Annotated in this window: 11 protein-coding genes; 3 read left to right on the forward strand and 8 right to left on the reverse strand. The window is 69.5% G+C overall.

The features are described 5' to 3' along the window. Positions 1 to 46: 46 nt before the first annotated feature. From ACYCO6_RS25705 to ACYCO6_RS25715, 3 genes are all read right to left on the reverse strand, one after another. Positions 47 to 559, reverse strand: a complete 513-nt coding sequence (locus ACYCO6_RS25705; protein WP_459764579.1) for a hypothetical protein — start codon at positions 557 to 559, stop codon at positions 47 to 49. 59 nt (positions 560 to 618) lie between these two features. Continuing rightward, the gene (locus ACYCO6_RS25710) at positions 619 to 1,173 is read right to left on the reverse strand and encodes a cell division protein DivIVA (protein WP_459764581.1); all 555 of its coding nucleotides are present in this window, start codon (positions 1,171 to 1,173) and stop codon (positions 619 to 621) included. Between the two features lie 723 nt (positions 1,174 to 1,896). Beyond that, positions 1,897 to 3,153 (reverse strand): NAD(P)/FAD-dependent oxidoreductase, encoded by a 1,257-nt coding sequence (locus ACYCO6_RS25715; RefSeq protein ID WP_459764583.1) that lies wholly within the window; start codon positions 3,151 to 3,153, stop codon positions 1,897 to 1,899. Between the two features lie 752 nt (positions 3,154 to 3,905). Here ACYCO6_RS25715 and ACYCO6_RS25720 point away from each other — a divergent pair. The 3 genes from ACYCO6_RS25720 (at position 3,906) to ACYCO6_RS25730 (ending at position 6,543) form a co-directional block, all read left to right on the forward strand. Beyond that, complete coding sequence (locus tag ACYCO6_RS25720) at positions 3,906 to 4,886, forward strand: aliphatic sulfonate ABC transporter substrate-binding protein (protein WP_459764585.1); 981 nt, start codon at positions 3,906 to 3,908, stop codon at positions 4,884 to 4,886. Then, positions 4,886 to 5,674: an ABC transporter permease gene (locus ACYCO6_RS25725; protein WP_459764587.1), complete on the forward strand. Its 789-nt coding sequence runs from the start codon at positions 4,886 to 4,888 to the stop codon at positions 5,672 to 5,674. Before ACYCO6_RS25720 ends, ACYCO6_RS25725 begins: the two co-directional genes overlap by 1 nt. An 86-nt stretch (positions 5,675 to 5,760) precedes the next feature. Beyond that, positions 5,761 to 6,543 carry an ABC transporter ATP-binding protein gene (locus tag ACYCO6_RS25730; protein ID WP_459764589.1) on the forward strand — a complete coding sequence of 261 codons (783 nt, stop codon included), beginning with the start codon at positions 5,761 to 5,763 and terminating at the stop codon, positions 6,541 to 6,543. 42 nt (positions 6,544 to 6,585) lie between these two features. Here the strand turns inward: ACYCO6_RS25730 and ACYCO6_RS25735 are convergent, their stop codons facing one another. The 5 genes from ACYCO6_RS25735 to ACYCO6_RS25755 all read right to left on the reverse strand — a co-directional run bounded on the left by ACYCO6_RS25735 (position 6,586) and on the right by ACYCO6_RS25755 (position 12,742). Next, positions 6,586 to 9,753, reverse strand: coding sequence for an efflux RND transporter permease subunit (locus ACYCO6_RS25735; RefSeq protein WP_459764592.1), 3,168 nt, complete (start codon positions 9,751 to 9,753; stop codon positions 6,586 to 6,588). After that, the gene (locus ACYCO6_RS25740; RefSeq protein WP_459764594.1) at positions 9,746 to 10,858 is read right to left on the reverse strand and encodes an efflux RND transporter periplasmic adaptor subunit; all 1,113 of its coding nucleotides are present in this window, start codon (positions 10,856 to 10,858) and stop codon (positions 9,746 to 9,748) included. The genes ACYCO6_RS25735 and ACYCO6_RS25740 overlap by 8 nt, the downstream gene beginning before the upstream one ends. A 453-nt stretch (positions 10,859 to 11,311) precedes the next feature. Beyond that, the gene (locus tag ACYCO6_RS25745) at positions 11,312 to 11,497 is read right to left on the reverse strand and encodes a hypothetical protein (protein ID WP_459764596.1); all 186 of its coding nucleotides are present in this window, start codon (positions 11,495 to 11,497) and stop codon (positions 11,312 to 11,314) included. A 223-nt stretch (positions 11,498 to 11,720) separates the two neighbouring features. After that, the gene (locus ACYCO6_RS25750) at positions 11,721 to 11,954 is read right to left on the reverse strand and encodes a hypothetical protein (protein ID WP_459764598.1); all 234 of its coding nucleotides are present in this window, start codon (positions 11,952 to 11,954) and stop codon (positions 11,721 to 11,723) included. Positions 11,955 to 12,049: 95 nt separating this feature from the next. Beyond that, positions 12,050 to 12,742 (reverse strand): sugar transferase, encoded by a 693-nt coding sequence (locus tag ACYCO6_RS25755; RefSeq protein ID WP_459764600.1) that lies wholly within the window; start codon positions 12,740 to 12,742, stop codon positions 12,050 to 12,052. Between the last annotated feature and the right edge of the window lie 302 nt (positions 12,743 to 13,044).

Raw genomic sequence — 13,044 nt, forward strand, 5'->3', positions numbered from 1 at the left:
TCTCCCCAAGCCCTGTCCTGAACCGACCGTAACCGTGACGGCGGTGCTAGGCGCCGCGCGTGCCGGTCCTCTGCGGAGCTGCAGGCTCCACCACGAATTCGGACTCGATCGCCTCGGAGATCCGCCGCAGCCATTCCTCGGCGGTCGCGGCACGCTCCTCGGCAGCCCGCGCGCGCACCTCCGCGGCCTGAACCTGGGCGCCGGCCTGCGTTTCAACCTCGCGGACGCGCATCTCCGCGGCGCGAACCTTGGCGTCGGCCTCGCGCATGTCGGCCCGCACCTGCTCCAGCACGTCCTGGACGCGCAGCTCGTATTCCTGCGCGCGATCCTCGACCGCGCGGATATAGTGGGCGGCCCCGCGCACCCGTTCCAGCACGCCCGTCCACTTGGCGGGGGTTCCCTCGGCGGCCGGGGGACGCCCGGCCGGCTGACCGGCTGCGACTGCGGACAGGATGACGACCTTGGGAGGCGAAGCCGCTGCGGCTCCCTCTCGATCCGGTGCGGCCGTCGACACGCCCTCGGCTGTCTGATCCGACGAGATCCGTCCTGACTGTTCCATCATCGATCCTGAGAACGCGCCTCGGAAGCGTGAGCGTTGAGCGTGCGGCCTGTGACGCGTCAGGCTTGCGCCGGGGCCGGGCTCATGTGGCCGCCGAGCAGGAGAGTCTTGGCGGCCGCGTCGATCCGATGGAGCCAGCGCTCCGCCGTATCCGCGCGGAGATCGGCGACCCGCACCTGCTCCTCGGCCGCCCGTACCCACGCCTCGGACTCGGCTCGGATGGTCCGCACCCGGGCCTCCGCCTCGGCGCGGATCTCCTGCACCTGGGCGTCGGCATCCGCCTGAACCTTCTGCAGGCGAATGTCGGCGCGCGTCTGGACCTCGTGGGCGCGCATCTCGGAAAGCTGGAGCCGCTGCTGGGTCTCCTTCAACTCCCGCTGCAGGGCCTCGAACGCGGCCTCGTGCGACACGCTCTGCTCTCGGAGCCGCTTCTTCTGCTCGTCGGCGAGACCCACCATGCCGTTGATGATGTCGAGGGTGCTCATCCAGTCCGACACGTCGTCGGCCTCCGGCTCGGAGCTGGCCGATACCGATTTGACGTCGTTGACGGGTTCCTCCGGCAGGACAGGTGCAGCATAGCCGGCATCGAGGTCCATCCCCAGCCGCAGAGACAACGTTTCCGATGTCGTGACGGAAGGCTTGAGCCTCAGGATCTCTGCGGACGGCTTCTCAACGATCCTGTCAAGACTTTCCGCGACCTGCGTCAGGATATGAGACCACGAGGCTGTAGGGGCCGCGACCATGCTGATTTCTGCCCTGCCAAGGGGGGAACATGACGGCAGGAAGTCATAAACATGGTTAACGGGTCGTTAATCGGTCCGCCATTTGCTAGCTATTTTTAAGCTCTCCCTAAACAGGACTAGTTATCGGCCACTTCGACGCAACGCTCGACAGTTGTCGGCACGGCGCACGCACCCGTAATATGGGCAGGCCGAATGCGGCAGCAGTTCCGCTTCGGACCGAGGGTGCGTTTCGGGTGAGATTGGCAGAGCTCACTGAGGTATGGCACGTCGATCTGCACGAGAGCGCGGCAGAAGATCCTGCGCGTCCGACCGTCATCCGGGTTTCTTAGCCGAAACGGCTCGCGCCTTGGTCGCTCCGCGGCCCTCCGGAAGCTCGATGGCTTGATCCGAGATATTCAACGCGCCGCCGCGATGGATGGAAGGCGACCAACACCCGCCTCGTCTGGCCAGAAGCGGAACTGTAGTCATGCTTGTGCAATGACTGCTTCATTGCTCTCGACAGAAGTTGCGGAAGATGCCGGCATTTCGGTCACGGTTGCGGATCGCCGGCCGCGGCGGGACCGGTGCGATGCAGCGGACGCTTCGAAGGGTGCCTTACCGGCTCCGCGTCGCCGGCGGTGCCTGGATGACGGGGGCGGCCGCGGCCAGGATAGCCGCCCGGTCTCCGTCCCGGGGCGGATAGATGCGCTGCGCGTTGATGATCCGCTTCGTGGCCTTGGCGGCCGCGCCGGAGGACACGAGCGCCTCCCGGTCCCAGCCCGCCGTGTAGACGGCTCCCCAATCGCCCAGATCGAGCACCGTCACATAATCAGGTACCGAGAAGGGCAGCAGGCGATCCGGGCGTCCGGCGAGATCGCAGACCGCGTTGTGTCCCGCGAAGCGGCCCATGGGCCGCGCATGCTGGCACGACATGACCGTCCGATGGCCTTCCCGATCAGCGGCAGCCGAGGCGACGTCGCCGGCCGCAAAGATGCCCTGCAGCCCCGGAACGCGCAGGTAGCGATCGACCGGCACGCGCCCGAGCGGATCGCAGGGAAGACCGAGCCGTGCCGCGAGCGGGCTGGCCTTCATACCGGTGGCGCACACCACCGTCAGCGCCGGGATGCGTGTCCCGTCTTGAAGCGTGACCCCGGCCGGGTCGACGGCGCTGATCTGGGCGCCGCCGAGGCACGCGACCCCCGCGGCGGCCAGTCCCTGCCGGATCGCCGGCATCGCAGCCCGCCCCATCGAACGCCCGATGTCCGAGGCCCGGTCGATCACGAGCGTCCTGACCGGGGCCGAGCTGCCCGCCCTGTCCCGCGCCGCCGCGAGCCGGGCGGGCAGTTCGCAGGCGAGTTCGAGTCCCACGAGGCCGCCGCCGATGACGATTGCGGTCCAATGGCCCGGCTGGTGCTGCCCTGGCGCCAGGGTGCCGAGCCGATCGAGATGGGCCGCCAGGGCCTGCGCACCCTCGTACGTGTCAACGTCGAAGGCGCTCTCGATACCCGGTACCGCCGGCCGTCGCAGGGCACTTCCGGCAGCCAGGATCAGCCGGTCGTAGGTCAGCTCATCCATCGCCTCGTCCGGCGATGAGGATCGAAATGCGACGGTGCGCCGATCGGCCCTGATGTCGGTCACACAGCCCTGCCGGCGACACACCCCGATCGGGGCGAGAACGTCATCGAGCGGCACACGCAGGGGTGTCAGATCGGCCTCATAACAGCGCACGCGAATGACGTGAAACGGGCTCGGAGCGACCAGAGTGATCGCGAGATCGTCGGAGAGGCCGAGTTCGTCGCGCAAGCGCGCGGCGGCGGCGGCTGCCCAGAGTCCAGCGAAGCCGCCGCCCACCACAACGATCTGTTTCGCCATAGCGCGGTTCCAAGGGCCGAGATTTATTTGAACCCTGCACGCGATTCGGCGCCACCACAACGATTTCGATCGTTTCCTCCTCGGATACTGATTCCGAAGTCCGCCGCACTCGAATCTATTCGGCTCCTCAATCCGCTGACGGGCGGCCCGATCACGGTTCTGTACGGCGCATTCTCGGTGCGCGGCTGCCGTAGCGAGGCCCCTCGAGATCAGCCCAGCATCCCCCTGTCACATCGGAAGAGCCCGATGTCGGGCCTGCATCGCGAAGGGCTTGGAAAGACAGCAGCTGGGGCACCCAGGAACGGGGCACAGATTTTTCCCTGCCGCGCCGTCCAGCGGCGAACATTCTTGCACACGCGGCCGAAAGTAGAGAATAGGCTTTCGTTGACGTGCCGCTCCCCAAACAGGATCGTGTATTCACAATCCGCGCTGGGGGTCGCTCGCCGAAGATGAAGACGCAAGAGCCGTCCGGTCGTGGTTCCGGGGCGACTTGGCGCGCCGGCCCCGAACGGCCTAGCCGTCGGACGGCACGCCCCTGCCCCATCGGACGCGTGCGGTCCAGCGTGAATCCGGGGGCGCTGACGGCCTGTCGCGCATCCTGTCGCTTGGCGCCGCGACCGCTCCGATAATCCCCTAACCGCCGACAATCGGGCCGGGCGAAGCCGGATCGCACGCCGCGATGCGGGCTTCGACCCCGGCTCGCGCGCTTCGCATTCCGCACGCTGCCGCCCACAACCGACAAGGCTCCGCCCATGAACTCGACCCGCCGATCGCTCCTGGCCGCAGGTCTCACCCTGGCCGCCCTGGGCGGTCCCCTCGGGCGCGGAGCGCACGCCGAGGACCCGAAGGAGGTCCGCCTGGACTGGGCGACTTATAACCCGGTGAGCCTGCTCCTGAAGGAGAAGGGTTTCCTCGAGGAGGCTCTGGCCCCGCGCGGCATCAAGGTCCGCTGGGTCCAGTCGCTCGGCTCCAACAAGGCGCTCGAGTTCCTCAATGCCGGCGCCATCGATTTCGGTTCGGCGGCGGGGGCGGCAGCCCTGGTGGCGCGTATCAACGGCAATCCGCTCAAGGCCATCTACGCCTATTCGCGTCCCGAATGGACAGCCCTTGTCACCCGCAAGGACAGCGGCATCGCCAGGCCGGCCGACCTCAGGGGTAAGCGCGTCGCGGTCACCCGCGGGACGGATCCGCACATCTTCCTGATCCGGGCTCTCCAGAGCGCTGGCCTGACCGAGCGGGACGCCAAGCTCGTCCTGCTTCAGCATCCGGATGGGCGGACCGCTCTCGACCGCGGCGACGTCGATGCCTGGGCCGGGCTCGATCCGATGATGGCGGCGGCCGAGATCGAGAACGGCGACGTGCTGTTCTACCGCGACGCCGCCGCGAACACCTGGGGTCTGCTCGACGTGCGGGAGGGGTTCGCCAAGGCGCATCCGGACCTCGTCCAGACGGTGATCGCCGCCTACGAGCGGGCGCGCATCTTCGCGCTGGCCAACCCGCAGACCCTCTCGGCAGCGCTGGCCGCAGCCACGAGGCTGCCTGAGCCGGTGATTGCCCGCCAGATCGAGCGGACCGATCTTTCCCAGCCGGTGATCGGGCCCGCACAGGCCGAGTCCATCAAGGCGGCCGGCATCGCCCTGCAGCAGGCCGGCGTGATCCCGACCGGGACCGACCTGCCGGCGGCGGTCGACGGGTTGCTCGACGCGAGCTTCAATCCCATCGCCACGCGGTGATGTCCCGGGTGCCGTTGTTGAGGCGGGGCGGCCGCGCCGGCCTCGGGCTCCTGTTGCCGCTCCTCCTGGCCATCGCCTGGGAGATCGCGGTCGATACGGGCGGGGCCTCTGGACGCCTGCTGCCGCCGCCGGGTCGGATTGGCGCGACCCTGTGGGAGCTGGCCGCCTCGGGGGACCTCTGGATGCACGTGGAGGCGACGCTCGTCCGCGTCGGGCTCGGCTTCCTGTGCGGCGCCGCCGCGGGAATCGTGGCGGGCGCCCTCGTCGCCACGGTCCCGGTGCTGCGATGGCTCGTCGATCCGAGCCTGCAGGCACTGCGCGCCGTCCCGTCGCTGGCCTGGGTACCGCTCTTCATCCTGTGGTTTGGCATTCTGGAGACGCCGAAGGTTCTGCTGATCGCCGTGGGCGTCTTCTTTCCAGTCTATGTCGGGGTGTCCGGTGCGATTGCCTCGGTGGACCGGAAGCTCGTCGAGGTCGGGCGGATCTTCAGGCTGTCGCGCCTCGCCCTCGCCCGCCGCATCCTGCTTCCCGCGGTGCTCCCGGCGACCCTCGTGGGACTGCGGACCGGGCTCGGCCTCGGCTTCCTGTTCGTCGTCGCGGCAGAGCTGATGGGCGCCTCGGAAGGCCTCGGCTACCTGCTGGTCGACGGGCAGCAGTTCAGCAAGCCCGACCAGATCGTGGCGGCGATCATCGCCTTCGCGCTCGTGGGCAAGCTGGCCGACATGGCGCTCGTCATGCTGACGCTGCCCTTGACCCGGTGGCAGGATACCGTGCGGGAACACCTATGATCGCCGGACCGACCCTCGCGCGCGATGCGGCGTCCGGGACGGCTCCGCCCGTTGAACCTCACGCGCCGCTTCTGCAAGAGACCTCCGTGCTGATCGTCGACGACCTTTCGAAGACCTATGCGGACGGCACGCAGGCACTGTCGGGTATCGGCCTCTCGGTGAAGCCGGGCGAGATCGTCGCGCTGATCGGCGGGTCGGGCTGCGGGAAGACGACGCTGCTCCGGCTGATCGCGGGGCTCGACCATGCCAGTTGCGGGGCCGTCCAGGTCGACGGCGAGACGATACGCGAGCCGCATCCCAGCGTCGGTGTCGTCTTTCAGGAGCCGCGTCTCCTGCCCTGGCTCGACGTGGCGAGCAATGTCGGATTCGGTCTCGCGGGCCTTTCCCGCGCCGAGCGCCGGGCACGAATCACCCGCGCCCTCGAGCGGATCGGCCTCGCGGAGCATGGCGCCCGCTGGCCGCGGGAGCTGTCCGGCGGCCAGCAGCAGCGGGTCGCGATCGCCCGAGCCTTCGTGGCACAGCCTCGGGTGCTGCTGCTGGACGAGCCCTTCTCGGCCCTCGACGCCTTCACCCGGAAGGGGCTTCACGACCAGCTCCTGGACCTCTGGGACGAGTGGAGGCCGACGATCCTGATCGTCACGCACGATGTCGGCGAGGCCGTGGCCCTCGCCGACCGGGTGGTGGTGATGCGCCCCCGGCCCGGGCGCCTCGACGAGACCGTCGAGATTGGGCTCGCTCGGCCGCGCGATCCCGTCACGGCGAATTACGAGGAGGCGGTGCGCCGGGTGCTGGCCACCCTCGACCGGTCCCTGCGGCCCGGCGCGCCCGGTCGGCGCCCCGCTCCCGAGGCCCGTGCAAGCTGGTGGTAGGCCGGGAGCCCGCGCATCGGCGAAGCTCCGGCCCCATAGTTCTCAGGACCGGACCGGCGTCAGCGTCCGGTCCTCCGGCTCCTGCTGGCGGAATCGCGCGTAGCGCAAGGCCAGAACCGGCAGGATCAGCAGGTTGAGCACCGTCGAGGTGACGAGGCCCCCGAGGATGACGAGCGCCATCGGGCCCTCGATCTCGCGCCCGGGTTCCCCGGCGCCGAGCGCCAGCGGCAGAAGGCCGAGACCGGTGACCAGAGAGGTCATCAGGATCGGCACCATCCGGTCGGCTGCGCCCTCGGCGGCGGTGGCTGCATCCCAGGGGCGCCCGTCCCGCGTCACCATCTGCTCGTAATGGGCGATCATCATCACGCTGTTGCGAAGCGAGATGCCCGACAGCGTCACGAAGCCCACGATCGAGCCGAGCGACAGCACCCCCCCGGTGAGAGCCGCCGCTGACACGCCGCCCACGAAGGCGAAGGGCAGGTTGACCAGAACCAGCAGCAAGTTCGCCGCGGAACCGGTGACGATGGCGAGCAGCACCACGATACCGAAGCCGGCGAGGCCTGCATGGACCAGGAGGTCGCGCCGGGCCGCCGCCTGCGCCTCCGCGGCCCCTGAGAAGGTGACGTAGACACCCTCCGGCAGCCGCACCTCGCGGGCGACCTTGCGCTTGGCCGCGGCCACGAAGCTCGCCACATCGCGCCCGACGACATTGGCGGTCACGGCCTGTACCCGTTGGGCGCCCAGGTGCTGCACCTGATAGCGACCAGCGCTCTCGTAAACTTCGGCGACCTGCGACAGGCGCACGTATCGCCCGCCGGGTGTCCGCAGGGGTAGGTCGCCCACGGCGCTGAGGCGATTCCGCACCCGCTCGTCCAGGATGACCAGGACGTTGAACATCGTATTGCCGCGGTAGGTCTGGCCGACCACGTCGCCCTGGTAGGCGGTGCGTACCGCCTCCAGCACCTCCACGGGATCGAGTCCCCAATGCCGCAGGTCCACTGGGCGCAAGGCGACGGTGACCTGCGGCAGCCCGGCCGGCGACGCCTGCTGGATGTCCCGGGCACCCTTCACCTCCGAGAGTTCCTGGGCGACCGAGCGGGCTGCGGCCTCGATCCGGTCGAGGTCGCTGCCGACCACGTTGACCACCACGGGCGCGGTGAATCCCGATACCGTCTCCTCGATCCGTTCGGTGAGGAAGGTCTTGAGCGAGAAGGCCGCGCCGGGAAAGCCGGCGATCAGCTCCCGGATCGCCGTCTCCACGGAGCGCTGGGCGGCCCCGTCGAGACCGGGCTCCAGATCGATATGGATCTCGCTGTAATGCGGGCCCGCCGTATCTTCCGCGGCCTCGGCCCGGCCGATCTGCGAGGCCACCGCCCGCACCCCCGGGATGCCCTTCAGGTCGCCGGTGATCAATCCGCCGAGCCGCTGGGATTCCTGCAGGGAGGTGCCGGGGACCGCCACCATGTGGAGGATCATGTGGCCCTCCTTGAGGTCGGGGAGGAAGACTGCGCCCAGGGTCGGGAGGATCGCGGCCCCGGCGAGCGTCACCAGCAGGCTCCCGGCCATGGCGACCCGCGGCACCCGGCCGATTCCTGCGAGCAGCCCGAGATAAGCCGCGCGGCTCCAGCGCACGACAGGGGGATCACGGACGGGCGCGGCATCCGCCGGCGCCGTCCGGCCGCCGAGCAGCAGCAGCGCCAGTGCCGGCGTGACGGTCAGTGCCACGAGGAGCGAGGCGACCACGGCGGCGATGTAGGCGAGCGCCAGGGGCCCGAACAGGCGTCCGGCCACCCCCGTCAAAGCGAGGACCGGCAGGAACATCAGGAGCACGGCCAGCGTCGCATAGGCGACGGAGGTGCGCACCTCGAGCATCGCAGCGAGCACCACCCTGGCGGCAGCGCTTTTCCCGCCCCGCGCCTCCCGCAGACGGCGGGAGACGTTCTCGACGCCGATCACCGCGTCATCGACCACCTCGCCGATGGCGAGCGCCAGGCCGCCCAGCGTCATCGTGTTGAGGCTCTCGCCCCAGGCCTGCAGGGCGAGAGCCGCGGCGATCAGCGAGAGCGGGATCGCCGTGGCGCTGATCAGCGCGGCCCGCCAATCCGCCAGGAAGACGAGGAGCACCACCACCACCAGCACCCCGCCCAGGGCCAGAGCCTGGATGACGTTGCCGGTGGCGACATCTACGAAGTTCGCCGGCCGGAACAGGTCGGTGCGCAGGCTCACGCGCTCGCGCTCCAGGACCGGGCGCAGCTCGTTCAGGGCGGCCTCCAGGCGCGCCGTCACCGCACGGGTGTCGACCCCGACCTGGGCGCCGACCATCAGCAGCACGCCGGGCTTTCCGTCCACCAGGGCTGCGCTGATCGCGGGCTCGGGGGCGGCCGTGACCGTCGCCACGTCCGAGAGCACCACGCTGGCCCCGCCATCGTTGTGGAGGACCGTCCGTCCCAGCGCCTCGGGCGTGAGCGACTGCCCCTCGGTCCGCAGAAGCACGCGCTGGTTCGGTGTGTCGACGAAGCCGGCACCCCGCACGCCGGTGGCCTTCCGGGCCGCCGCCAGCACGTCGTTAAGGCCGATCTGGAAGCGGATCAGATCATCGGGACGGACCTGAACCTGCAGCGCCTGCACCGCGCCCCCGTAGATCGACACCTGTGCGATGCCCGGCACCGCCTGCAGGCGCCGCCGCACGGTCCACTCCGCCACCCGGCGCAGATCCATGGCGTCGCGGGTCTCGGAAGTGAGCCCGACGAGGAGCACCGTAAGGGTCGAGGAGGTGAGCGGCGTCATGGCCGGCGCTGCAACCCCGTCGGGCATGCGGCCGGACAGTGCCGCAAGACGCTCGTTGACCCGCTGACGCACCCGGTCGACGTCGCTGCCGGGCTTGAAAGCGGCGGTGATCACCGACAGGCCCTGGATCGAGGTGGAGCGCAGGGTCTCCAGACCCGGGAGGCCGCCGACCGCCACCTCCACCGGCTGTGTGACCAGCACCTCGACCTGCTCCGAATCCAGGCCGGGCGCTTCGGTCTGGATCGTCACCGTCGGGGGCGCGAATTCCGGGAACACGTCGTAGCGGGCGCCCGCGAGCGCGTAGAGACCGAAAACCAGGACGGCGCAGGCCAGCGCCAGCACCACCCGCGGCAACCGGACCGCGAACCCGACGAGCGCTGCCTGAGGGCCGCCGCGACCGCCGGTGCCGAGCGGCTCAGTCATCGTCGTCGCCCACCACGCGGATGCGGCTCTTCATCTCCTCGGAGAGCAGGGCTTGCCCGCCCTTGAGCACGATCTCGCTCCGGTCTGGCAGATCCTCGACCACGAAGGCATCGGCCGACATCGGGGCATCCGACCGGATCGGGTGCCGCACGTAGGCGCCGTCGCCCGTGCCGCGATACACCCAGGTTCCCCCCTCCCCGTGTACGACGGCAACCTCGGGCACGAGGACACCCCGTACCGCCTGTGCCGCGGGCAGGAACGCCATCGTGCTCGTGCCGGGCAGGAGGCCGCTCTCGCCGGAGACGAAATAGAAGAAGCTCTGCCCCTGGATGCGGGGATCCGTGCGGGTCGCAGGCGAGATCAGCCGCAAGGCCACGCGCTCGCTCTGCGGCGGCACCTCGGCGAAGGCGGCCTGGGGCGGCTCCGGGAGGTTCTCTCCGGGCGGCAGGGTAACCTGGACGAGAAGATCGGCCCGCTCGATGAGCCGCGTGACGAGGGTGGCGCGCTCGATGATCGCCTTGCCGAGCACCGATCCCCATTCCTGCCGCGCCGTGGCGGCGAGGGTGCGCACCTGCGATTCGGCCGCCGTCACGGCCGCGCGGTCGGTCAGAAGGGTGCCTTCGGCGGTCTCGATCTGGGCGACGGCCACGACCCCGGCGCCGAGGTTCCGGGCGCGCCGGGCGGCGCTGGCCGAGACCTCAACCCGCGCCTGCGCCGTCTGGAGGGCCGCCACGGCGCCCGCATAGGTATTGGCGAGTTCGGTGATCCGGGCGGGATCAAGCACGCTGCCGTAGGCGGCCAGCTCCTGCCGGTGCGGCGTCGCCGGCCGAATCTCCGTGACGAGGCCGATCCGGTCGCGCTCGCGGTCGGACAGGCGCACGATGGTGCGTCCATCCTCGACAGCCGTGCGCGGCACCGGAAGGCTCACGGGCGTGGCGGGGCTGCCGCGCAGGTCTGGAAGAAGCGGTTCGAGGCGCGCACGCAGGTCGACCAGCAGGGGAAGTGCGCGGGCGCGCACAGGTTCTCCCGGCTCGGACGCGGCAAACCCGCCGACGGCCAGCAGCAATAGTCCCCCGATGAGCAGGAGCACACGCCGCCGACCCACGTCATTTCCTCCCACCGGCGACGATTGCCGAATCTACCCGATCGCGACGCCGAATACACCGGCATCGGGCGGGCGCAAACCGGAGCCTGCGACCGATGGGCCTGGAAGCGCACAATGTGGTGGATCTTGGCCGTCGAGCACGTCGGCGGTCGTCACAATCCCGTCACGGGGGGAGCGTGCTCCGGATGCGCGGGCATCTGCGCAAAATTAGCGCATCCTCAACCCTGCCATCACGCTCGCGCGCATCTATATTACTCACATCGGGTCGCAAGATGACCTGAACAGAAAAGCCAAGCTTTCGCGCGCATGTAAATGCGCCGGCAGTTCTGAGAGTACACGTCCATGCATTGGGCTGCCGTGATACTCGCTGTCTACATTGCCGGACTCGTCGAGTTCTGGCGCCTCTGTCGTTTGGCACCGCTCAGCGCCGATGCAGTGGACGGGCTCGACCCGCTAGAGATTGACCTCACCGAGCAGCCACATGAGGCCCCAGCCCAGCACGCCGATCCAGCTGACGACCACGAGAAGCACCACGATCAGGATCGCGGTCGCGCCATACTGCCCCCAGAGCCTCTGGCCGAAACCGTGCCGCCGTCGTGATGATGTTCGCTCTCCCTTCTCGAACTGGGCTGTGCTCATGCTGCTCCTCTGACGCGCTCGTCCCAGACTTGAGGTATCGTCGTTGAACCGGCGCCTGCGTCAGCGTGGCTGATGTCGCGCGCCATGTCTGTCCCGCCACCCGCGCCGTGGCGGAATGAACGGCGCGGCGTCGCGTAGCGGATGCATCGCCGTCCCGCCCGCTGCCGTTGCGACAGCCGAGCCGCTTCGAGATATGCGATGGGTTTCTGGCGCGGGGTCAGTCCTAGGTTTCGCCGCGCATGGGGCGCATGAGGGCGCCGAGGAGGAAGCCGAGCTGGCCGCAGACCAGGAGGGCGGCGCCGCGCCGGACGAAGCCGGCGCTCAGGCCGAGATGGTGGACATAGACGCCGTAGGCCAGTTCGGCGGCCACGAGCGGCAGGAACAGCAGAAGCCACCAGACCGAGCCGAAGCGCCCTAGTCCCAGCCCGAGCAGCGCGTTCAGCAGCAGCCCCTTCATCGCAGCCCGCCCCCACACCCGCCTGGGTCAGGTCCGGGTGGTAGACCGATCCCGCCCCGCGCGCCATCGTGGCGGTCCGGTGGGGGCGGGGTTTGCTAGCGGCTTCCGCGCTGGGCGAGGACGGCCGGGACGGTGCGCAGCAGGATCGCCAGATCCCGGCGCAGGCTCCAGCGGCTGGCATAATCCAGATCCAGCGCCACGCGCTCGGCATAGCTGGTGTCGGAGCGGCCCGAGACCTGCCACAGGCCCGTCACGCCGGGCGGCACCGCAAAGCAGGTGGCAAAGGCCCGCCCGTAGCGGGCCACCTCGGCGGGCACGATCGGGCGCGGGCCGACCAGGCTCATCTCGCCACGCAGCACGTTCCACAGCTGCGGCAGCTCATCGAGCGAGGTCTTGCGCAGCACCTGCCCGATGGCCGTCACCCGCGGGTCGTCGCTGAGCTTGTGGCTGGCCTCCCACTCGGCCCGGGCCTGCGGGTTGGCGCGCAGATAGGCGGCCAGCACCGCCTCGCCGTCCACAACCATGGAGCGGAACTTCAGGCAGCCGAAGCGCCGCCCGTCCCGGCCCAGCCGCATGTGCCGGAAGATCGGCGCCTTGCGGTCGCCGGCATAAACCAGCGCGGCGATCAGCAGCAGCAGCGGCAACAGCAAGAGCAGCGCCGTGGCCGCCACCGCAATGTCGAGCCCGCGCTTGGCCGCCCAGTCCAGCCGCAGGCCCCGGGCCACGAACGGCGCCGGCGGCAGAACCGCCTCCGCCGCCTCGACAGATCCCGCAAGGGCACCCGTCACAGGCTCCGATCCCTCACCACAATGGTGCGGTGCAAAGGCAGGGTTCGCGCTGTGAAGGTTGGCATGACCCGGCATGGTCTCAGCTCCTCTGGTGAGGCCAATGGCGAGGGTTAAGAATTAGTTGTTGCAGCGCCTATAGCGCGGCGGGATTGGCATGGCAAGCTGGGCTTTGCGACGTTTATCGATCTAATAGAGGTTGATATTGTACAAAAATGCATTCGGCGACAATGTTAGCTGGCACAAAGAGGCAACCTCACGTGAACACCACGCGGGTCGCGTTCCCGAGGCCTCTTACGCTTTCC

It is taken from the genome of Methylobacterium sp. CM6257 (assembly GCF_054611515.1).

Coding starts and splice junctions, on each gene's coding strand:
- ACYCO6_RS25705 (WP_459764579.1), bottom strand. CDS start 559: ATGGAACAGTCAGGACGGATCTCGTCGGATCAGACAGCCGAGGGCGTG.
- ACYCO6_RS25715 (WP_459764583.1), bottom strand. CDS start 3,153: ATGGCGAAACAGATCGTTGTGGTGGGCGGCGGCTTCGCTGGACTCTGG.
- ACYCO6_RS25720 (WP_459764585.1), top strand. CDS start 3,906: ATGAACTCGACCCGCCGATCGCTCCTGGCCGCAGGTCTCACCCTGGCC.
- ACYCO6_RS25725 (WP_459764587.1), top strand. CDS start 4,886: ATGTCCCGGGTGCCGTTGTTGAGGCGGGGCGGCCGCGCCGGCCTCGGG.
- ACYCO6_RS25735 (WP_459764592.1), bottom strand. CDS start 9,753: ATGACTGAGCCGCTCGGCACCGGCGGTCGCGGCGGCCCTCAGGCAGCG.
- ACYCO6_RS25745 (WP_459764596.1), bottom strand. CDS start 11,497: ATGAGCACAGCCCAGTTCGAGAAGGGAGAGCGAACATCATCACGACGG.
- ACYCO6_RS25750 (WP_459764598.1), bottom strand. CDS start 11,954: ATGAAGGGGCTGCTGCTGAACGCGCTGCTCGGGCTGGGACTAGGGCGC.